The organism is Pseudomonas sp. BT76 TE3572 (assembly GCF_050435365.1).
Classification (GTDB): Bacteria; Pseudomonadota; Gammaproteobacteria; order Pseudomonadales; family Pseudomonadaceae; genus Aquipseudomonas; species Aquipseudomonas fluorescens_W.
The window spans coordinates 7,050,582-7,070,866 of sequence record NZ_JBNDKE010000001.1 but is presented as its reverse complement, the minus strand read 5'-3'; the positions used below and the strand labels follow the sequence as shown (position 1 = coordinate 7,070,866).

The following is a 20,285-nucleotide window of genomic DNA, read 5'->3' as shown; positions in this document are numbered from 1 at the left end:
ATTGCTGAAAAATACTTCACTGGTGTCGTTAATCACCCTGTCAGACCTGAGCTTCAGGGCTCGTCAATTGGATCAGGCAACTTTCGAGACTCTGGAAATTTTCAGCCTGGCGCTGGTGATGTACTTCGTCTTGGCGCAGGCGATCAACATCGGCATGCGTCACATTGAGCGCCATCTGGCTCGCGGGCGGATGCGTGGAGGTCTGTCATGACACTGTTCGATTGGACCTATGCCTGGCAAATCCTCCCCGATTTACTGCGCGCTTCCCTTAACACCGTGGGGATTACCCTGGTCGGCTTCCTGATTGCCATTGTGCTGGGGCTGTTCCTGGCTATCGGTCGAAGGAGCCGCAGAGTCTGGCTGTCGTGGCCGACCACCGCCGTGATCGAGTTCATTCGCAGTACGCCGCTGCTAATCCAGGTGTATTTCCTTTACTACGTGCTGCCCAATTACGGTGTCAGCATGACCGCCATGCAAGTGGGGATTCTCGGCATAGGCCTGCATTACGCCTGTTACATCGCCGAGGTATATCGCGGCGGCCTCGATGCGGTGCCACGCGCACAATGGGAAGCAGTCACAGCGCTGAACATCGCGCCGTACAGCGCTTATCGCAACATCATCCTGCCCCAGGCCCTGCGGCCGATTTTGCCGCCATTGGGCAACTACCTGGTGGCGATGCTCAAGGACACGCCGGTGCTGTCGGCGATTACCGTGGTGGAAATCATGCAACAGGCCAAGAACATCGGCTCCGAAAACTTCCGCTATTTGGAGCCGATCACCATGGTCGGCCTGTTTTTCCTCGCCCTAAGCATCGCTTTGGCTTATCTGGTACGGCGCCTTGAAGTGCGCCTGGAGCTACGCTAATGACTACTCCACTGTCGACATCCGGTGACCTTTCACGGCACAGCAACCCGACCCCGCTGCATCCGCAGGAGGCCACGGCCATGCAGGAAACCAAACCGGTAAAACCGATCGTCAGCTTCCAGGACGTCACCAAGAGCTACGGCAACTTTACCGTGCTCGATCATTTGAATCTGGACGTCACACCGGGTGAGAAAGTCGCGATCATCGGCCCCAGCGGCTCCGGCAAATCCACACTGCTGCGGGTACTGATGACACTCGAAGGCATCGATGACGGACTGATCCGCATTGAAGACGACTTGCTGACCCACATGCCCAATCGCAACGGTGTATTGGTGCCCGCCAATGACCGGCACATCCGCCGAGTGCGCGGCAAGATCGGCATGGTGTTCCAGAGTTTTAACCTGTTCCCTCACATGACAGCGTTGCAAAACGTTATCGAAGCGCCGGTGCAGGTGCTCGGTATGAAACCGGTCGAAGCCCGTGAACGTGCAGCAGACTTGCTGGAACTCGTGGGTCTGGGCAACAAGCTCGGGCATTACCCGTCGCAGCTGTCCGGTGGTCAGCAACAACGGGTGGCGATCGCCCGGGCACTGGCCATGCGCCCGAAAGTCATGCTGTTCGACGAAGTGACCTCCGCGCTCGACCCGGAACTGTGCGGCGAAGTACTCAACGTGATCCGCAAGCTCGGCACCGAACACAACCTGACCATGTTGATGGTGACGCATCAAATGGGGTTCGCCCGGGAATTCGCTGATCGTGTGTGCTTTTTCTACAAAGGGCAGATTCACGAGCAGGGCACCCCGGCGCAAATCTTCGAACACCCGCAACAGGAACGCACGTGCGCGTTTCTCAGTGCGGTGAAAGAAGCCAACTAGGCAAAGTTCACCGGCCCTGGCCGCCACTCGGGTCGATTACGGGTTGGGATCTCTGTTCATCGTCCCGCCGGGGGAATTGGTAAAGTGGTCTGATTCAGGAGCGTTGTAATGACCGATACCCCCTTACAGAGAATGACGCCTGCCTCAACAACGGCATCTTTATACGACGAAGCCCTGATTATTCAGGGCTTCGTCGTTTCTGGGGTTTGGAACAACCTGCCAGCCTGCACCCTGGATGAAGTATTGCTTTTCGACCAGCAGCCAATTTTTCGGATGCTAAATTGCTCTGCACTCCTGCAGTCCGATTAAGACGCAGAGGCCGCAGGAGAAAGGGACAAAAGTAATGATCTTGATCTCGTCTCAACAAGCCCAACGACGATCCCACGGCCGTGCGACTCGAGTTAACTGACTGGCGGCAGGATAGAAACGAGCGACAGCGATGATTCAACCGACCGTTCCTCTTCACTTCGCGAGCGAATGCTCTAACACAATCTCTAATGGGTGGCGCAATTGCATGTTGGCAAAGCGCTTCACCTGACTGCGACAGGAGTATCCCGTTGCCAACGCCTCGCTCTCTTTTTCCAGCTTGCCTGACCAGGACTGCTCAAAAATGGTCCGTGAGCTGCCGTGGTTACGTGCTTCATGGCCAAAGGTTCCGGACATGCCGCAGCAGCCGGTCGCCTCAGTCGTCAGCTCGAGCCCAATCCGCGCAAACACCGCCTCCCATTGCGAAGTACTGGCCGGGACATTGGTTTTCTCGGTGCAGTGCGCCAACAAACGGAAGGTCCCGGTCGCGGGATGCGGGTTTTGCGGCAACGCATTGACCAGCCATTCCTGAGGCAGCAATACCTTCGGGCAATCGTTGAGCCCTGGTACTTTTTGATATTCCTGGCGGTAGACCAGCGTCATCGCCGGGTCCAGCCCCACCAGTGGTACACCGCAGTCGGCGAGCGCCTTGAGCTGATTGCCGTTGCGGATCGCCGCCTTGGCGAAGGCGCCGAGAAAGCCCTGCACGTGCAAAGGTTTGCCGTTGGCGCTATAGGGCGCAAGAAACACCCGATAACCCAACTGATGCGCCAACTGGATAAAGCTCGCCAGCAACGGCGTTTCGAAGTAACGGGTGAAGGCGTCCTGCACCAACACCACGCTGCGCTCACGTTGTGCCACGGTCAGTTCACGCAGGGCTGGCACGCTGGCGACCGCGACCTTGCAGCGGGTCAACGTGGCCTGCAAGTCATGACGGTGGATCAGCGGGCTGTCGAGCATGCCGACCTGCCGCTCAAGCAGGCGACTCACCCATTTCGAGCCCATCACCGCGTTGTACAGACCCGGCGCGTAAGCCATGTAAGGGATGGTGAATTCCAGCGAGCCGATCAGGTAGTCACGCAGCGGACGTTGATAGCGACCGTGGTACAGCTGCAGAAAACGCGAACGGAACTCCGGGACGTTGACCTTGACCGGGCATTGTCCCGCGCAGGATTTACAGGCCAGGCAGCCCGCCATCGCGTCATAGACTTCATGGGAAAAATCCGCCTCGCCACGCGAGCGCGCCAGGTTATTGCTTAACCGCGCCGGCAACCCTCTCCACCATGACATCTTGTCGCGGGCTGCCTGCAATACGTCAATGTTGGCCGCGCCTTGCAGCCGCAACCATTCGCGAATCAGCGACGCCCTGCCCTTCGGCGAGTGTTGGCGCTCACGGGTGGCTTTCCACGACGGACACATCGCATCATTGGGGTCGTAGTTGTAGCAGGCGCCATTACCGTTGCAATGCATAGCGGTGCCGAAGCTTTGCCAGACGCGCTCGTCGATCTGCCGATCCAGATCACCGCGCAGCGTCACTTCGTTGACCTTGAGCAAGCTTTGGGCAGCATCCGGCGGTGTACAGATCTTCCCGGGGTTGAGCTGATTGTGCGGGTCGAACGCGCCCTTGAGCGATTGCAACGCCGGGTACAAATCGCCAAAAAACCCAGGGACGTATTCCGAACGCAAACCCTTGCCGTGCTCGCCCCATAGCAACCCGCCGTAACGCCGGGTCAACTCGGCCACGGCGTCGGAAATCGGCTTGACCAGCGCGGCCTGGATCGGGTCTTTCATGTCCAGCGCCGGACGCACGTGCAACACACCGGCATCGACGTGACCGAACATGCCGTAGCTCAGGCCATAACTATCGAGCAGTGCACGAAACTCCGTGATGTAGTCAGCCAGCTTCTCCGGCGGCACGGCGGTGTCTTCAACGAAGGGCTGCGGGCGAACCTCGCCTTCGACGCTGCCCAACAGCCCGACCGAGCGTTTGCGCATGACGTAGACGCGGGTCACGGCTTCAGTGCCTTCCGCCAATGTGTGGCCCAGCCGCTCAATCGTCGAGTCGGCCTGCAGATGCGCTACGAACGACGCCACGCGAGCGTTCACTTGCACTACGTCGTCACCGCTGAACTCCACCAGATTGATGCCCAGTGTCGGACGTTCGGCGTTCGTCGGGAAATACTCGGCGACGCTATGCCAGACGATGTCTTTCATCGCCAGCAGCAACACCCTGGAGTCCACGGTTTCGATGGACAACGGCTTGTGCGCCAGCAACGCATCGGCGTCACGTAGCGCATCCATGAAGCTGCCGTAACGTACGTTCACCAGCACCGAATATCTGGGAATCGGCAGCACGTTGAGCTTGGCTTCGACAATGTAGCCCAATGACCCTTCCGCACCGCACAACACACTGTTGAGGTTGAAACGCCCTTGCTCGTCGCGCAGGTGTGCCAGGTCGTAACCAGTCAGGCAGCGGTTGAGTTTGGGGAACACCGACTCGATCAGGTCAGCCTGGGTTTCCTGAATATTGCGCGCCACCCGGTACACCTCACCGATACGGCCGGACTGCGCGCAAGCCGCCTCCAGCTCCGCGTCGGACAGCGGATGGCTGTGCAGGCGCTCACCGCCGAGCAGCACACTGTGCAATTCCAGAACGTGATCACGGGTCTTGCCATAGGTGCAACTGCCCTGGCCGCTGGCGTCGGTGTTGATCATGCCGCCGACGGTGGCACGGTTGGACGTCGACAGCTCCGGCGCGAAGAACAGCCCGTGAGGCTTGAGCGCAGCATTGAGCTGGTCCTTGACCACGCCCGCCTGTACCCGCACCCAGCGCTCGGCGACGTTGATTTCGAGGATGGTGTTCATGTGCCGCGACAGGTCGACCACGATGCCATCGGTCAATGACTGCCCGTTGGTGCCGGTGCCACCACCGCGCGGGGTCAGCTTGATCTGGCGAAAGCGTGGCTCGGCCATCAAAGTCGCGATGCGCGCGATGTCATCCGCATCCAAGGGGAACACCGCCGCTTGCGGTAGCCGCTGGTAAATCGAGTTGTCGGTCGCCAACACGGTGCGGGTGGCATAGTCAGCGCTGAGCTGGCCGCGAAAGCCGCTGGCACGCAGGGCTTGAAGAAATTCCGGGTACTGTGCCGCGAGTGCAACGGTGGGCAACTGAGCGATCATCGCAGGCTGTTCTCTTGTCGGTCTAATCACGGGAAAACTCAAAACACTTGTCGCCTGAGCATTAATCGGTCAGCCTCAGGTCGTCGGCTGCACCAATGATCCTGCAGACTGTGGCGCCAGACAAACGGATAATCCTGCCGCTATCGATGACTTTTACGAATGAATTACCGTCACCTCACCCCTTCGATGTCGTTGCTGCTGGCCTTTGAAGCCGCCGCTCGCCATGAAAGCTATACCCGCGCCGCGCTGGAACTGTCATTGACCCAAAGCGCCGTGAGCCGGCAAGTCCAGGCGCTGGAACAGCAACTGGGCCTGACGCTGTTTCGCCGTGAAGGTCGGCAAGTGCAACTGACCGATGTCGGTCGTCTTTATCAGCGGGAAATGAGCGAAGCGCTCGGACGCATCCGCAGCGCCACGTTGCAGGCCATGGCATATCAATCAGGCAGCGGCACGTTGCGCCTGGCCACCTTGCCGACCTTCGGCTCGAAGTGGTTATTGCCGCGCCTGCATGATTTCTACAAAACCCATCCCGGCATGCTGGTGCACATCAATTCCCGGATCGATACCATCGACTTTGAAACCAGCGGGATCGATGCCGCGATCGTCGTCGGCAATGCCAACCTGCCGGGCCTGATCAGCCATCGCCTGCACACCGAAGAATTGATGGTGATCATTTCACCGCAAGCGGCCGAAGCCCATGACGCCTGGCCCCCGGAACGCATCGGTGGCCAGACGCTGCTCAATGTCGCGAGCAACGCCAACGTCTGGGGCGAGTGGTTCAGCCACCACGGCCTGCCCCATCGGATGATGCGGCTGGGGCCGAGTTTCGAACTCACCTCGCACTTGATCCAGGCGGTCAGGGCCGGCATCGGCATCGGTCTGGTACCGCGTATTCTGGTGGCCGACGAGCTGGCCAACAGCGAACTGATCAGCCTCGATCAGCCCTTTGCCAGCCAGCGCAGCTACTACCTGGCCTATCCGCCGCGCAACGAAATGCTGCCATCACTCGTGGCGTTTCGTACCTGGTTGCTGGAACAGATCTGACGACTAGCGCCCAAGGAACGCGTAGCCGAAACCAACCACCTTGGCGTCTTCGCCGTAGCCGCCCAGGAACGAAACACCGACCGGCAGGTTGCCCTCGATGATGCCTGCCGGAACGGTGATCTCGGGAAATCCCGTGGCCGAGGCAATGTACGACGACGCGTAGGTATCGCCGGACTTGCACACGTAACTGTCATCGGTCACACCGTGCACCACCGAAGCCGGGCAGTTGATGGTCGCGAAGAACAGGCTGTCGGCTTTGTTCTGCTTCATGATGCTCATCAACTGCGCGCGCAACTGTGGAATCCTCCGGGAGAGGATGGAGATGTACTGCGGCGAATCGGTGCTTGTGGCACTCGCTAGCGTTTCGAGTCCAGCCAGGCGTGCCGGGTTCATCCCGTGCGCAGCGTTTTGCGCCTGATTTTGCCTGGCCAGGTCGAGAAACTGCGCAAGCGTTCGCGGTTGGTTCGGATCGAGGGTGGCGAGATAGCGTTCGAATTGCGGCTTGAATTCGCTCTCTCCCACTGGGCCAAGCACGTCGCTCCATAGGGTTTCAAAGGCTTTTGGCAATTCGATGGAGACGACATGCGCACCGCGTTTGCCGAGCGTTTCCTGCGCCGCTTTGAAGACCGCATCCACCTCCGGATTCGCCCCCTTGAAATTGGTGACCACCCCAATGGTCTTGCCTTGCAGCGAGGAACGGCTCAGTGCCGGCTCGAACTGCATTTTGTCTGCAGCAAGGTCGAGGGTCGCCGGATCGCTTTTGTCCTGGCCCTTGATCGCATCGAGCACAATGGCCTGATCCAGCACGCTGTTGGTAATGACGCCTGCGGTATCGAACGCGAGCGACAGCGGAATGATGCCGCTACGACTGATCAGCCCCAGCGAAGGTCGAAAACCCACCGTGCCGGTGACGCTGGCCGGTGCCCGGATCGAGCCGCTCGTGTCCGACCCCAGCGCGAAGGGTGCAAACGCCGCCGCCACTGCGGCGGCAGAACCGCTGCTGGAGCCGGAAGCATCACGCTTGGTGTTTCTCGGATTCAGCGTCTGGCCGCCAAACGAGCTGTAGCCAAACCAGCCAAAAGACGCCGCCAGTTCCGACAGGTTGGCTTTGCCGAGCAGAATGGCTTGCCCGTCGATCAGCTTCTTGACGGTGAAGGCATCCTGGCTTGGCACCGACGAACGCAGCACGAAGGAACCACCGGAGGTGACCATACCAGCGGTGTCGAAATTGTCCTTCACCACGAACGGAATGCCGGCCAGCGGTGCGTATTTGGCAGTGGGGTTTTTCGCCCGCTCAGCATCCCACTTGCGAGCCTGATCGATCGCCTGCTCATTGACGGTCACCAGTGCATTGATGTTTTGGCCCTGGTGATTGTTGGCCTTAATGTTATTCAAGTAATGCTGGACCAGTTGCTCGGAACTGAGGGTCCCGGCATTCAATGCATGGCGCATATCGGCGAGACTCATGCGGTCGATACCGTCATCCGCCTGGGCACTTGTCGCCAGAAGCAAAAACGAGTACGCCACGAATTTTTTATTCAGCTGCATGGGTAATTCCCCTAATAAGTACAGACGAACGGAATGAGCTCACGCCCCAAGCGATTGGGTTGAGCGTCACAACTAAGCAGGATAAAAAGAGGCCAGCTATATGCAGCTGGCCCGGACAGTCATGATCAAACCGGGTGACGTCAACGCCACCGCGAATTAACTACAGCAACTGACTCTTTTGCAGAAATTCCTTGGACACGCTTTCGATGGATTCACGGCCGACATCGACCCGGGAATTGAGGCCCGCGATGGTGTCGTCATCCAGCTTGGACGACAGGGCGTTGAGCAACTCGCCGATCTTCGGATTCTCTTTAAACACCTCAGTGCGAATCACTGGGGTCAGCGCGTAGCTGGGGAAGAAGCCTTTATCGTCTTTGAGCACCACAAAGCCGAAGGCCGGAATCCGCCCATCCGTCGACAGGACCAAAGCCAGATCAACCTGCCCGTCCCTGAGCGCCTGATAGGTCAGCCCGCCATCCATGCGGATGATGTTCTTGCGCTCAAACTCAAACTTGTATGTCTCTTGCAAGGGACGCAGGCCATCAGGCCGGGAAAAGAATTCAGCATTGGAGGCGAATTTATAGGACTTGCCTGTTTCGATTTTCTTGGCAAGATCGCTGATCGAGGCGATTCCATCCTTCTCTGCCTCTTCCTTGCGCATGGCAAAGGCGTAGGTGTTGTTGGCCCTGGAAGGGTTCAACCAGGTGATGCCTTTCTGCGCATCAAGCTCGCTGATTTTCTTGTACGTTTCGTCAGCGTTGAGCTTGTCCGTGACTTTATTGTAAGTAATCAGCGAAGTGCCGGTGTATTCCCAATACACATCGACCTGACCATTCTCTTGCGCCGCGCGCAATACGGAAGAACCCAGGTCCGGGCGTTTATCGACACTGTAGCCATTTGCGCGCAGGAGTTGAGCGGTCATTTCGGCAACCAATTGCTGCTCGGTAAACTTCTTGCCGCCGACCACAATCGTGCTGTTGGCAGAAGCACCGCCCACGACACCGGAAACAAGACTCAGGGTAAAAATCAGACTGGCTAGCATTCGATAAATCATCGTGCACCTCATATTATTGGTTTTGTCCATGGTCTTCGGATTCACTCGCGCCCGGCCAACCTCAAGCCCCGTGACACTGCAATGTTTTGAATCAAGCCGCAGCCCAAATCGACCGCAATCGCCAACAGTGCGGTCGCTGCGGCACCGGCCAGCATCATGCCGAAGTCGTTCAAGTCGATCCCGGTAAAGATCAACTCGCCCAGCCCGCCGCCACCGACCAGGAAGGCCAGCGGCGCGGTACCGACGTTGATTGCCAGCGCCGTGCGGATGCCCGCGAAAATCACGTTCATCGCGTTCGGAATTTCAACTTTCCACAGCGTTTCCCGTGGCGTCATGCCCATGGACTCGGCCGCTTCGACCAGGTGCTGCGGCACGGCGCGCAAGCCTTCGTAGGTATTGACTGCCACGGGCAACAACGTCGCGACAAACAACCCGATGATGGCCGCGCCACTGCCGACACCAATGAAACTCATGGCCAACGCCAGCAACGCGAGCTTGGGGATCGCCTGCCCTACGTTAAGGACCTGCATGCTGGCCATGGCGTAACGCTGGTTCGCCGGACGGCTCATCCAGACGCCCAACGGCAGTGCGATGACCAGGGCCAGGCCCCCACTGATCGCCACGATTCGCAGATGCTGGACCGTCAGGTAGCTGATGTCGCCCCAATAAAACTGCAGCCCTTCCCACAATCCGATCAGTAAGTCAGACATTGTCAGTGCACCACCGGAGTAATGTTTTCAACAAGTCGCGCCAAGATGTCGGCTTGGTGGACATAGCCGATAAAGCGTCCGTCGCTGTCGTTGCAAAGTGCCCAGTCCTGGCCGCGACCCAGCAATTGCGAAAGTACCTGGCGCAGGTCATCCCCAGGCTTGACGATCAGGTGCGATTGCGAAACAACACCGCTGTTGCCGCCCACGATCTGCATGTGTTCCCGTGGCGGGACCTTGCTGGCCACGTCAGCCGCGCGCAGCAGACGCAGGCGCTTCATGATCCGGTCGCCACCCATGAAGTTCGCCACGAACTCGCTGTTGGGCCGGGCCAGCAGATCATCCGAACTGCCGAATTGCTGGATTTTTCCGTTATGGAACAGGGCAACGCAGTCCGCCATCTTCACCGCTTCATCAATGTCATGACTGACAAACAGGACTGTCTTGTTGACGAGGCGCTGGATGCGCATGAACTCGTCCTGGATCACTTCCCGGTTGATCGGGTCGATCGCGCCAAAGGGCTCGTCCATCAACATGACAGGCGGATCCGCTGCCAGGGCCCGGGCCACGCCTACGCGTTGCTGTTGACCACCGGAAAGTTCACACGGGTAGCGCTTGAGGAATCTGGACGGATCCAGCGCGACCACTTCCAGCAACTCCGCTGCGCGCTTTCGGCTTTTGGTTTTGTCCCATCCCAACAGATTCGGAACGACGCAGATGTTTTCCTCAACAGTCATGTTCGGGAACAGGCCAACTTGCTGGATCACATAGCCGATGGAGCGTTTGAGGGTGACGCTGTCCAGTTCGGACGTGTCGCGACCACCAATTCTGATCGTGCCGGAGGTAGGCGTGATCAGACGGTTGATCATTTTCAGCGTCGTGGTTTTACCGCAGCCCGACGGCCCAAGCAGTACGCAGATCTGCCCCTCTTCAACATTGAATGAGACATCTTCTACTGCTGTGATTGAGCCGAATTGCTTGTTCAGGTTTTCGATCTGGATCACGTCGTCGCTTCCTTCATTCGGCCGGTGGCCACTTTGTTCTTGTTCAAGCCTTTTGGCGTCAGCAGGTGCTGCAAGCCGTACAACGCGTAATCGGCCGCAATGGCGATGACACTGATGACGATCGCGCCGGCCAACAGCTGTCGGGTATCCGATTGCGCGATGCCGCGAATGATGAGGCTGCCCAGGCCGCCGGCGCCGATGTAGGCCGCGATGGCTGCGATGCCGATGTTGATGACGGTCGCCATCCTCACGCCCGCCATGATCAGCGGGACCGCAATCGGCAACTCAACCTTGCGCAATCGTTGCCCGGTCGACATGCCCATCCCGATCGCCGCTTCGCGCAAGGCAGGATCGATGTTGGAGATCGCAGTGGTGGTGTTTCGGATGATGGGCAATTGGGAGTAGAGAAACAGCGCAATGACCGCCGGCACGACACCGATCCCGTAGCCGATCTGCGACAGCGCAGGAATCATCAGCCCGAACAGCGCGGCGGAGGGAATGGTCATCAGGACCGCGGCGAAGGCCAGGACCCAGCGGCGCGTTCTGGGGTGCTGGGAGATCGCGATCCCGACAGGCACGCCAGTCAGGATCGCCAAACCCACCGCAACCGCCACGATGAGAAGGTGCTGCCCGAGTAGCAGACTGATCAGCCCACCGTTTTCCAGAATGAAACTCAAGGTTTCCATGATTGTTATGCCTTCTGTACGTCATTGTTGTTTTTATCGGTCGCGCATCTGGAATTGAACGCCGGATCTGTAGGAAACATTACCGCGCTACTGCAGGCACTCTGAGCTTCGAGTTCGACGATTTCTATCAAAAAAACGACGTCACGCGGTAAGCCAACTCGCAATGCAAGGCGAAGGGTCGATTGAGGACGGCAGTATGCGGGATCGCCAAATGACCAAGGCTTGCCAGAGCGCACCGCCTGTCGGGCCGAGTCATTAGCTTGCTATGGGATTTTGCAGAGAGGATTGATTCAGAGGTTTTTCAGGGCATTGGCGTTTGTTGACCCATGCACTCAATGACTGAAATCAGGAGTGGGCATCATCAAATTTCCGCCGTTCTTCACCGGGCGTACATCCCCAGACGCGACGGTAAGCAGCACCCAGATGTGACGCTGAGACGAACCCACAGCCGTAGGCAATGGACGCAATGGGCTGGGTGCTTTCACGCAGCAACCGGCGTGCTTCATTCAACCTGACCTCCAGATAGAATTTCTTCGGCGTCATGCCGAAGTGCTGATGCCACAGCCGTTCGAGTTGACGGTGGGACAGATTGCAACGGTCGGCGATCTCTTCGATGCCGACTATGTTCTCCAGATTGTTCTCCATAAAGGCGATGGCGGCTGTCAGCCTGCGATCGTGAATGCCGAACCGCCACTGGATCGACATCCGCTGATGCTCTTCCGGTGCGCGTATCCTGGCGTGCAGAAATTGCTCGGCAATGCTCGCCGCGAGCGGGTTACCGAAATCAAGGGCGATTTGTGCCAGCATAAGGTCGATGGCCGCCGTCCCCCCGGCACACGTCCAGCGGTTGCCATGGTTGACGTACAGCTCCCTGGTGACTTCGATCGTGGGGAATTCCTCCGAAAACTGGCCGATGGACTCCCAGTGCAAGGTGCAGCGCTTGCCTTCCAGTAACCCGGCGCGTGCGAGGATGAAAGTGCCGGTGCTCAGTGCGCCGACGGTGATCCCGCGGGACGCTGCGCGCTGCAGGAAGCGCAGCATTTTGGGTGGTTTCTGATGTTCGATGTCCAGGCTCGCCAGGACAAAAACGCGATCCAGTTCCGGCGCCTGATCAATCGGCACGGTCTGGATTTCGATACCGCTGCTGGAGCTGACCGGTCCGCCCGACTCCGTGAGCAGGGTCCACTCATAAAGCGCTTTGCCGGACAGCCGGTTGGCCGCGCGCAAAGGCTCGCTGGCACCCGCCAGGGCCATCATGGAGAACTGAGGGAGAATCAACAGTCCGATTCGCTTGGTTGCGTGGCTATTCACAGACGTCGCTGACTCACTGGGGGCTGTCATCGCCAGATCCTTTCATGGGGGGCAGCCATTCAAGTGAACAGCCTGGGCCACCCGAAGAAGTGGCTTTGCACCCGCCATGTTAGGGATTGGGCACGCATTCAGCCAGATTGAATCGTTGAGACAGCGAACGAGCCATGCCGAAACGTTACGACAGATCAGGACAACGGGAGGAACACACCCCGCGATGCTGGAAATCGCTGCGAGACTTCGACGCCCGAGGTCTCGCAGGAAAATGGCGAGCGGATCAGCCGCGCGCGCGGATGGCTTCGTCGATGCTCTGGATCATCGACTTGAACACAGGGCTGTCGACCTGATTCTGCTGGCCATGTTGCATGTGCGAAATGATCAGCGCGTTCGGGCCGGCATCGCCCGGATAGTTCTGGTGCAGACGCACAGACTCCGACGGCATGTGCAAGGTATTGTCGGCGCCGTGGATGATCAGCGCAGGCGGGAAGCCCTTTGCACTTTCGATGGACTGCTCCGGGTCATACGCCACGTAGGACTTGTAGGACTTCGCCGTCACGTAGGTGCAGCCGGGCCAACGGTCCGCACCGCCCGCTTCGGTGTAGCCGCCCAGTTGCTGATCGACATAAGCCTGAGTTTCAGGATCCAGCGGGTAGTAACCGAGACGGGTTGCATCAGTACCGGTGTCGAACGGAGGGATCGGCGCGTCATCCGCGAGTTGCCCGATGGCCGCGTCAGCTGCGGCCTGATCAGCGCGCAAGGCTTGCAGTTTGCGGATGTTGGTGTAGCTCATCGGCACCCAGAAGCGGATCTGTTCACCGCCGGCCGCGGCCAGTTCAGCCACTGCACCGAGGCTTGCCACCGAGCCCATCGCCCACGATGCAACCACCGGCATCTCACCGAAATTCTCGCGCGCCCATTCAACGGCACCGAGCACTTCATCTTTCTGGTCTTCGAGGATGACGTTGGTGATGACCTTGTCGCCCGACTCGATGGTGTTACGGATGTGCTTGTTGGAAAAAAAGCCTGCCACGTCGTAGGTCATGACGCGATAACCCAGGCCTGCCAGGGCGCGACCGAACAGTTGGCCGTACATCGTGACCCCGCCGGTGAAGCCGGAGTTGAAGATGACCGGTGGCAGTTTTTGCGCCGCGGCGTCGAGTTGTTCTGGCTGAAATACCGTGCCTTTGAGGCTCAGGGTTTCATCGCCATACTTGACGGTGAAGTTGATGTCTTTTGTTGTAATGTTCGTCATTGCTGGTTATCTCGAAGTGGGAGCGTGGGCGTAGATCAACTTACCAATTGGCCAGATGCTCCTCGCAGAAGTTGGCCAACAGGAATTCGGGTTTCTTTGGAAACATGCTGGGCAACGGCATCCACAAAGTTGAAAGCCTTGTCCAGATTGAAGAGGTTGGAATACGGCACTCCCTTGTTGTCAGTTCCAACATGAGGTGCATCCGTTGCTTCCAGAAGAATCTTGTCCGCGCCGACTGCGCAAACAATTTGCGTCACGAAACGAGCTGTTTCCTCGGGATTGATGCAAGTGCGATAGCCAGGGCCCTTGAACCACACGTTGCCTCGTTCTCTGGCTTCAGTGAGTAGCGCGATGTAAGCCGGCTCAGTGATGTCACGCTCGCTGTGACAAGTGCCCAAGTGATCGATAATGACCCGCACATCGCGAGGGATCTGGCGCAATACGCGCAGATTCGTCTCGGCTTCTTTCGCGTAAATGTGCAGATGCTGGCGTGGTAGCAAGCGGCGATAAAACGCCGCCCACCGCCCATCGCTTAATTGCGTATCGGAAACCGTTTCAGGTCTTGCATCGTGCAGAACGATTCGGGCGCCAACCACCTGCGGGTGCGAGAGACGTTCTTGTGTGGCGTAAGCAGGCTCTGCCTTGATCGTCCCCACCAATTTGACGTCCCCATAGCGTAGAGGGTTGGCCGCCTGGAGATGCTTGAGTTCGTCAAATGAAGCAAATACGTTTTCTGAATCCGGCAGAATGCTCAAATGGACGTTATTGAGGAGCGTCGGAGCAATTCCGGCATCGATCAATGTATCCAGATAAGCAGTCAGCGGATGCGGAGCAGGTAACGCATAGGGCAGCGAACCAGCCACTCGGCGCAGGTCTTGCGATGTATAAAAATGAACGTGACTGTCTATTCTTTTGATCAACGGCAGCATGATTATTGTTTCCTGCTTTTGTGCGAAAACAATAATCGTCGTCAGTGCTTCGTCGCTCCCGCCAACTCGACGTGTAGTATCAAAATTTCGCCATGCGCATTTTTTTCAGCACGCAGGCTTTGGCAATCGGCGTCTGACTGAGTAGCGGCGAAGTACCCCCGGGATTCTCTTTTAAAGCCCTGGAAAGGTTCTGGAGTCATGAAAATAAAGACCGCAGAGGTCAATGGGTCGGCAGTCCGTCAAGCGGATGGCGAAAAATTGATGTGTCACATGATCAGAGACGAGTTGTGTATCGCGATCTTCGAGTGCCCAGGCAGCGTGCACGGCTGAACCTGTCACTGGGTCAGCGCCGTTCTTTGCATACCAGTCGAATTAGCAGCGAGACCAACTGCACGCTCAATACGGCCAGCGAACTCAAGCTCGCAAGCACACCTCCAGCGCGCCAGATCTACAACAGGTAACCGCCTGCCATCAGCAAAACATAATAGGTGGGCGTGTCCGTCGCCAATACGGTGCGAATGGCGTAATCCATGCCCACCTCCCCTTGAATCCATCCCTTTTCAAAACCACAAGAAACCACTGTAATCAGGTTTGGTCAGGCTCGGCGAGAGCTGAGCAATCATTGGAGAATGACTCACAAAGACGGGGCGACAAAGCCAGCCACGCCAGCACGAGGGGCTACCTGCGCTGAGGTGGATGACATCCGATGGCTTTTCGGCAGGCGTACGATTTACTCGCCGAGGTAGACTTTCTGCACTTGTTCGTTGTGCAGCAACTCGTCCGCTTGTCCTTCGAGTGCAATGCGACCGCCATCGATCACATACACGCGCTGACAGGTCTGAAGCGCGAGCTTGGGAAAGATCCCCCGCCCTTCCGGCCCCAGCGCCAAACTCAGAATATCGTCCTGTTGATACCGACGCCGAATTGACCCAGTTGCTAAGACGTCACTGACCCAGACTGATTTCTCGCGAACTATTACCTTTGCTGGATTTGTGCTGAATTGAAGATGGGTCAGACTTGCGTCAGCACATGGGTCAATTCGGCGTAGGAGTCAACACGGCTTAGGTATTCAACCCGAACTGTCCAATCAATCCGCAACCCAAAATCCCATAATCCGCCCCTTCAAACTGTGACGAGCGTTCACACTTAGTGTGAAGTTTTCCGTCTTTTTCCGCCTGTCTTGCTGCCTTACTCTTTGGTTCAAGCCCTCAAGACACCACTAGGGCCCCACTAACCTAGCCGTGGAAACCATAAATGAGCTCTGCACCGAAGCCTGATGAACTTGCGATCCCCTATCAACTGCCTCAGGTTCCATTCATGTCGCCAGACATGGTGCACCCAGGCGTCCTGACGAACTGGCTGGAAGACGACAAGCTGTGGGTACCTGTCACCGGCTCCGTCTCCTTCAAGCCATTGCTGCTGAGCGTCACTGGCGGTTACTACATCAACCTGCTCCGCGTACGCCAGGCCGGCGTGCTGTCCCGCCATCGCCACACCGGCGGCGTTCACGCCATCGTGCTCAAGGGCCGCTGGTATTACCTGGAGCATGATTGGGTCGCATCCGAAGGCTCCTTTGCGTATGAGCCTCCAGGCGAAACCCATACCCTTTTCGTTCCGCAAGACGTTGAAGAAATGATCACCTGGTTCCACGTCCAGGGCGGATACACCTATGTCGATCCACAAGGTGTGGCGGTCGGCTACGAAGACGTTTTCACCAAACTTGAAGCAGCCCGCAAGCACTACAAAGAGCTGGGTCTACCTGACGACTATATCGAGCAATTTATTCGCTGATCAGTGATCTGAAGATCATAAGCGCGCCTATGGCGCGCTTGTTGTTTCAGCCCCAGAAAGGTGGCACGCTGATTTTTGAAAAACCCGCCGACAAGGTAGATCAATGGACAATTACTCGCAGATGTTGGCCTTCATTTGGGCCACCGAGCACGGAAATTTTTCTGCAGCAGCGCGCTCAAATGGACTGACACCCTCGGCCATCAGCAAGCTCATCACTCGCCTTGAAGATCGGCTGCAAGCTCGCCTGTTCCAGCGAGGCACTCGCAATCTCACACTCACTGAAGAAGGTGCTGCTTACCTGGTCAGTGCGCGGGAAGTGGTCAACGCCATGGCAGAGGCAGACTCCCTGGCTGAAGCGTTCCCTACGCGCGTTAGCGGAACTCTGCGCATCCATACGATGACAACCTTCGCCAAGCATCAAATTTTGCCCTGGCTACCAGAGTTCCTTGCCACATACCCTGCCCTGAGCGTCGACATTCAAGTTGGCCCCCAATACATCGACCAATTTGAACAGGGTCTAGATATAGCCATCCACAGCGGTGTCTTACCCGACTCATCACGGATTGCCAGAAAGGTGGGTGAAAGTGCATGGGTCATCTGCGCCTCGCCGGAATATATCGAGCGTTGCGGTAGGCCCAATCACCCACAAGACCTTGTGAACCACGACTGCTTTAACTTCAGTTTCAAAAGCGCATGGAATAACTGGGAGTTCGAAATCGACAACCACAAGACCTTGATCCCTGTCAGCGCAAAAGCGTCTTTTGCCCAGGGCGACCTTCTGCGTCAGATGGCACTATCGGGCGCAGGTATCGTGAAGCTTGCGCAATTCCATATCGGGGCGGATATCAGGAACGGGCGCCTGATCCCATTGCTTGAGGAGTACGCCCTGGATGAAAAGGAACCCATCTACTTGGTGTACTCAAACCGCAAACACCTCAGTCCGAGGATCAGGGTTTTTCGTGACTTTCTTGAGAGCAAAATTGCCGAGCAACCCTGGGCCATATAGGCATCGCCTAGAAACAGCGTGCCCCATTTACCATCCAGCCTCACGCGAAAAAGCGAGGCGGTTATCGAGCTGGTTCCCGACATTCTGGTGCAGGACGAACTCAAATCCGGAGCGCTGGTAAAACTGTTCGACCCAATGGTAAGCGGTCGTAATTACGACCTTGCGTATACCACACGCTATCAATATCTGTCTGTGCTAAAGACCTTCAGCGCTTGACTGCGGCCCCCATCGTTCCGGGATTAAACATCCATGGAACACAACACCACAGCAATGCTTAGTGGTACTTCAAGCATTGCTGTGGCGAGCCTGCTCTCAGTAATGAATTGGCGCGGAGCCAAGTATCAAGTCGGCCCCACGCTCAGCAACAGCCATTACCGCACCTTGGATGTTGCCGGAGATCATTGATGGAATGACCGAGGCATCGACGACACGAAGACCACTTAGGCCATGGACTCGCAACTGTGAGTCGACCACGGCGCCCTCGTCCTCTCCCATCCTGCAGGTGCCGATGGGGTGATAAATCGTCTGGCCATTGTCTCGTGCAAATTCGAGCCAATCTTCATCGCTCCTGGTTTCGGAGCCCGGACTGGTTTCTGCATCGACGAATGCACTCATCGCCGGCTGTTCCATAATTCTTCGCGCGATTTTCATGCCATCAATCAGACTCGTACAGTCTTCGTCCTCGGTCAGAAAATTCGGACGAATCGCCGGCATGACATCAGGATCCTTTGATTGGATGTGAATGCTGCCCTGAGACTTAGGACGTAGCTGACTGACTCCAATCGTGAAGCCTGGGTGCTTGTCCAAAATTCGCTCGGCGGCATTCGCATAGCTTGCATGTACGACGAAATATTGCACATCCGGCGTAGGCATTTCAGGCTTGGTCTTCACAAAACCATGAACCAAACCGGTACCCAGTGTAAGAATTCCCGTGCGCTTGGTGAAGTACTCAGCCACGGCAAGACCAAGCCTCCATCCGCGTGCCAGCTCGTTGAGAGTCACCGTGTTCTTCAGCCGCCAGTTCATACGGGTGGCAAAGTGATCAATGTAATTTTCCCCAACACCATCAAGACGGTGCTTGAGTGGGATGCCAGCCTTGTCTAGCACATCAGGTCGCCCGATTCCCGACAACTCCAGGATTTGCGGCGATTGAATGGCTCCGGCACACAGAATGACATCCTGTCGGGCACTGACAGTGACCTCGCGACCGCCTTGACGGTAAGTGATACCAGTGCAACGTGAGCCTTCAAGTTCGAGGCGCAACACATGTGCGTTGGTCTCGATATGCAGGTTAGCGCGTGCTCTTGCCGGTTTGAGATAGCCGTCCACAACGCTCCAGCGCCGCCCCTTGTGCTGGGCAACCTGGTAGTAACCAAATCCCGTCTGATCGTCGCCGTTGTAATCTTTATTGTGTCGGTGTCCATCTTGAATGCTTGCCTCCAGGAAGGCGTCCGACACGGGATAGCGCTCTGCAACCTGTTGAATATGCATCGGGCCTTCATGCCCACGCGAGTCATCGCCTTGAGCATAAGTCTCGAATTTTTTGAAGTAGGGCTTGAGCGTGGCGAAATTCCACTGCTTCGCCCCTGTGGACTCCCAAGCGTCATAATCCCCTGGCTGCCCACGCACATAGATCATCCCGTTAATGAGGGTACATCCGCCGAGGCCCTTACCACGGGGTACGGAAATTTCCCTTCCGCGCGTGTTCGCCTCGGCCTGGGTCTTAAATCGCCAGTTGTATCGCTTGTCCACTAGCAGTTTGGTGAAGCCAGCAGGAATAGGAATCCAAAAACCGTTCGGTTCACCCCCCGCCTCCAGCACCAAAACTTTGTATTTGCCGGAAGCAGTGAGCCGATTGGCGAGGATGCAGCCTGCAGTGCCGCCACCAACAATGACGTAATCAAATGTACTCATGATTTTGCTCGTTCTTATTAGTCGCCATCGCCGCAGCCATCAACTCTATCTGGCAAAGCAGCATTGGCATTCCATCAAGCACTCGACAACCCTTTTCAGTTGCGGCTGCCAACAGGGGAGTGATCGCAGGTTTCATAATGATTTCTGCGACAATTTGCGATGAGGTAAGCAACGCCACATTCAAGGGCAGAATGTCATCCACAGAGAGACCAAGGGATGTGCTGTTCACTACCAAATCATGGCCAGATGGATCATCTGAGCCGACACACAATTCCACAGCAGGGAAGACAGTGGCGAGTCTTTGGATAAGCGCCTCTGCCTTGCATGTGGTGCGATTGAAGATGGTGATTTTTCTGACGCCTGCAGCGGCGAGAGCGAACGCGATTGCCTTTGCTGCGCCCCCAGCACCTGCCAAGTAGACCGACATGCCGGTCGGCACTACGCCCCGTTGACGTAGACCTGCCAAGAAACCCGCACCATCCAGAATGTCGCCATGCAGGCTTCCATCTTCGTTGCGTCTCACGACGTTGACCGCACCTACGAGTCGCGCAGCATCTGACACAGAATCGCATAGCTCAACGATTGCAGATTTGTGCGGCACCGTAACGATGAATCCATCCAGGCTTTGTATTCCGCGCAGTCCTGCAACAACGCCGTGGAGACCTTCTGTGCTGACATGAAATGGCACCATTACCCGATCATCACCGCGCTCAGTGAACAGGCGGTTCATCGCACCTGGTGTCTGCACATGATGGATGGGGTCAGCGATGATCGCGTATACCCGTGTGGTACCACTGATCTTGTTTTTATTTTCCAT

At 57.1% G+C, this 20,285-nt stretch carries 18 protein-coding genes and 2 pseudogenes; 7 read left to right on the top strand and 13 right to left on the bottom strand.

Annotated features, from left to right (window positions below):
- The 4 genes and pseudogenes from ABH912_RS32365 to ABH912_RS32350 form a co-directional block, all read left to right on the top strand.
- Positions 1-211, top strand: a pseudogene (locus tag ABH912_RS32365) (ectoine/hydroxyectoine ABC transporter permease subunit EhuC); the annotation flags it as partial.
- Positions 208-864, top strand: coding sequence for an ectoine/hydroxyectoine ABC transporter permease subunit EhuD (gene ehuD, locus ABH912_RS32360; protein WP_060543916.1), 657 nt, complete (start codon positions 208-210; stop codon positions 862-864). The pseudogene ABH912_RS32365 and the gene ehuD, both read left to right, overlap by 4 nt.
- Positions 865-944: 80 nt before the next feature.
- A complete protein-coding gene (gene ehuA, locus ABH912_RS32355) occupies positions 945-1,739 on the top strand; it encodes an ectoine/hydroxyectoine ABC transporter ATP-binding protein EhuA (RefSeq protein WP_429513194.1) in 795 nt (264 codons plus the stop codon).
- 108 nt (positions 1,740-1,847) lie between these two features.
- A complete protein-coding gene (locus ABH912_RS32350) occupies positions 1,848-2,048 on the top strand; it encodes a hypothetical protein (protein ID WP_429512976.1) in 201 nt (66 codons plus the stop codon).
- A 153-nt stretch (positions 2,049-2,201) separates the two neighbouring features.
- Here the strand turns inward: ABH912_RS32350 and ydiJ are convergent, their stop codons facing one another.
- Complete coding sequence (gene ydiJ / locus ABH912_RS32345) at positions 2,202-5,225, bottom strand: D-2-hydroxyglutarate dehydrogenase YdiJ (RefSeq protein ID WP_429512975.1); 3,024 nt, start codon at positions 5,223-5,225, stop codon at positions 2,202-2,204.
- Between the two features lie 159 nt (positions 5,226-5,384).
- Between ydiJ and ABH912_RS32340 the strand changes: the two genes are divergently transcribed.
- Positions 5,385-6,269 (top strand): LysR substrate-binding domain-containing protein, encoded by an 885-nt coding sequence (locus tag ABH912_RS32340; protein ID WP_429512973.1) that lies wholly within the window; start codon positions 5,385-5,387, stop codon positions 6,267-6,269.
- 3 nt (positions 6,270-6,272) lie between these two features.
- On the opposite strand, the gene ABH912_RS32335 is transcribed toward ABH912_RS32340, so the two are convergent.
- The 10 genes and pseudogenes from ABH912_RS32335 to ABH912_RS32290 form a co-directional block, all read right to left on the bottom strand.
- Entirely contained in the window at positions 6,273-7,817 is a 1,545-nt protein-coding gene (locus tag ABH912_RS32335; RefSeq protein ID WP_429512972.1) for an amidase family protein, read from the bottom strand.
- Positions 7,818-7,977: 160 nt separating this feature from the next.
- A complete protein-coding gene (locus ABH912_RS32330; RefSeq protein ID WP_429512971.1) occupies positions 7,978-8,859 on the bottom strand; it encodes a glycine betaine ABC transporter substrate-binding protein in 882 nt (293 codons plus the stop codon).
- 53 nt (positions 8,860-8,912) lie between these two features.
- A complete protein-coding gene (locus tag ABH912_RS32325; protein ID WP_429512969.1) occupies positions 8,913-9,581 on the bottom strand; it encodes an ABC transporter permease in 669 nt (222 codons plus the stop codon).
- A gap of 2 nt (positions 9,582-9,583) precedes the next feature.
- Positions 9,584-10,582 (bottom strand): ABC transporter ATP-binding protein, encoded by a 999-nt coding sequence (locus ABH912_RS32320; protein WP_429512967.1) that lies wholly within the window; start codon positions 10,580-10,582, stop codon positions 9,584-9,586.
- Positions 10,579-11,268: an ABC transporter permease gene (locus tag ABH912_RS32315; RefSeq protein ID WP_429512966.1), complete on the bottom strand. Its 690-nt coding sequence runs from the start codon at positions 11,266-11,268 to the stop codon at positions 10,579-10,581. Before ABH912_RS32315 ends, ABH912_RS32320 begins: the two co-directional genes overlap by 4 nt.
- Before the next feature lie 345 nt (positions 11,269-11,613).
- The gene (locus tag ABH912_RS32310) at positions 11,614-12,609 is read right to left on the bottom strand and encodes a GlxA family transcriptional regulator (protein ID WP_429512964.1); all 996 of its coding nucleotides are present in this window, start codon (positions 12,607-12,609) and stop codon (positions 11,614-11,616) included.
- Between the two features lie 244 nt (positions 12,610-12,853).
- Positions 12,854-13,828 carry an alpha/beta hydrolase gene (locus ABH912_RS32305; protein ID WP_429512963.1) on the bottom strand — a complete coding sequence of 325 codons (975 nt, stop codon included), beginning with the start codon at positions 13,826-13,828 and terminating at the stop codon, positions 12,854-12,856.
- Positions 13,829-13,863: 35 nt separating this feature from the next.
- Positions 13,864-14,757, bottom strand: coding sequence for an amidohydrolase family protein (locus tag ABH912_RS32300; RefSeq protein ID WP_429512962.1), 894 nt, complete (start codon positions 14,755-14,757; stop codon positions 13,864-13,866).
- Between the two features lie 343 nt (positions 14,758-15,100).
- Positions 15,101-15,265 (bottom strand): annotated as a pseudogene (locus ABH912_RS32295) (MFS transporter); the annotation flags it as partial.
- A gap of 222 nt (positions 15,266-15,487) precedes the next feature.
- Complete coding sequence (locus tag ABH912_RS32290) at positions 15,488-15,646, bottom strand: hypothetical protein (RefSeq protein WP_429512961.1); 159 nt, start codon at positions 15,644-15,646, stop codon at positions 15,488-15,490.
- A 365-nt stretch (positions 15,647-16,011) separates the two neighbouring features.
- On the opposite strand from ABH912_RS32290, the gene ABH912_RS32285 reads away from it, so the two are divergent.
- On the top strand, positions 16,012-16,548 hold the full coding sequence (locus ABH912_RS32285) for a 2,4'-dihydroxyacetophenone dioxygenase family protein (RefSeq protein WP_429512960.1): 537 nt from the start codon (positions 16,012-16,014) through the stop codon (positions 16,546-16,548).
- 103 nt (positions 16,549-16,651) lie between these two features.
- Positions 16,652-17,554 (top strand): LysR family transcriptional regulator, encoded by a 903-nt coding sequence (locus ABH912_RS32280; protein ID WP_429512958.1) that lies wholly within the window; start codon positions 16,652-16,654, stop codon positions 17,552-17,554.
- Between the two features lie 312 nt (positions 17,555-17,866).
- Here the strand turns inward: ABH912_RS32280 and ABH912_RS32275 are convergent, their stop codons facing one another.
- Together ABH912_RS32275 and ABH912_RS32270 are read right to left on the bottom strand one after the other, a co-directional pair.
- Positions 17,867-19,468 (bottom strand): GMC family oxidoreductase, encoded by a 1,602-nt coding sequence (locus tag ABH912_RS32275; RefSeq protein ID WP_429512957.1) that lies wholly within the window; start codon positions 19,466-19,468, stop codon positions 17,867-17,869.
- The gene (locus ABH912_RS32270; protein WP_429512955.1) at positions 19,455-20,285 is read right to left on the bottom strand and encodes a shikimate dehydrogenase family protein; all 831 of its coding nucleotides are present in this window, start codon (positions 20,283-20,285) and stop codon (positions 19,455-19,457) included. Before ABH912_RS32270 ends, ABH912_RS32275 begins: the two co-directional genes overlap by 14 nt.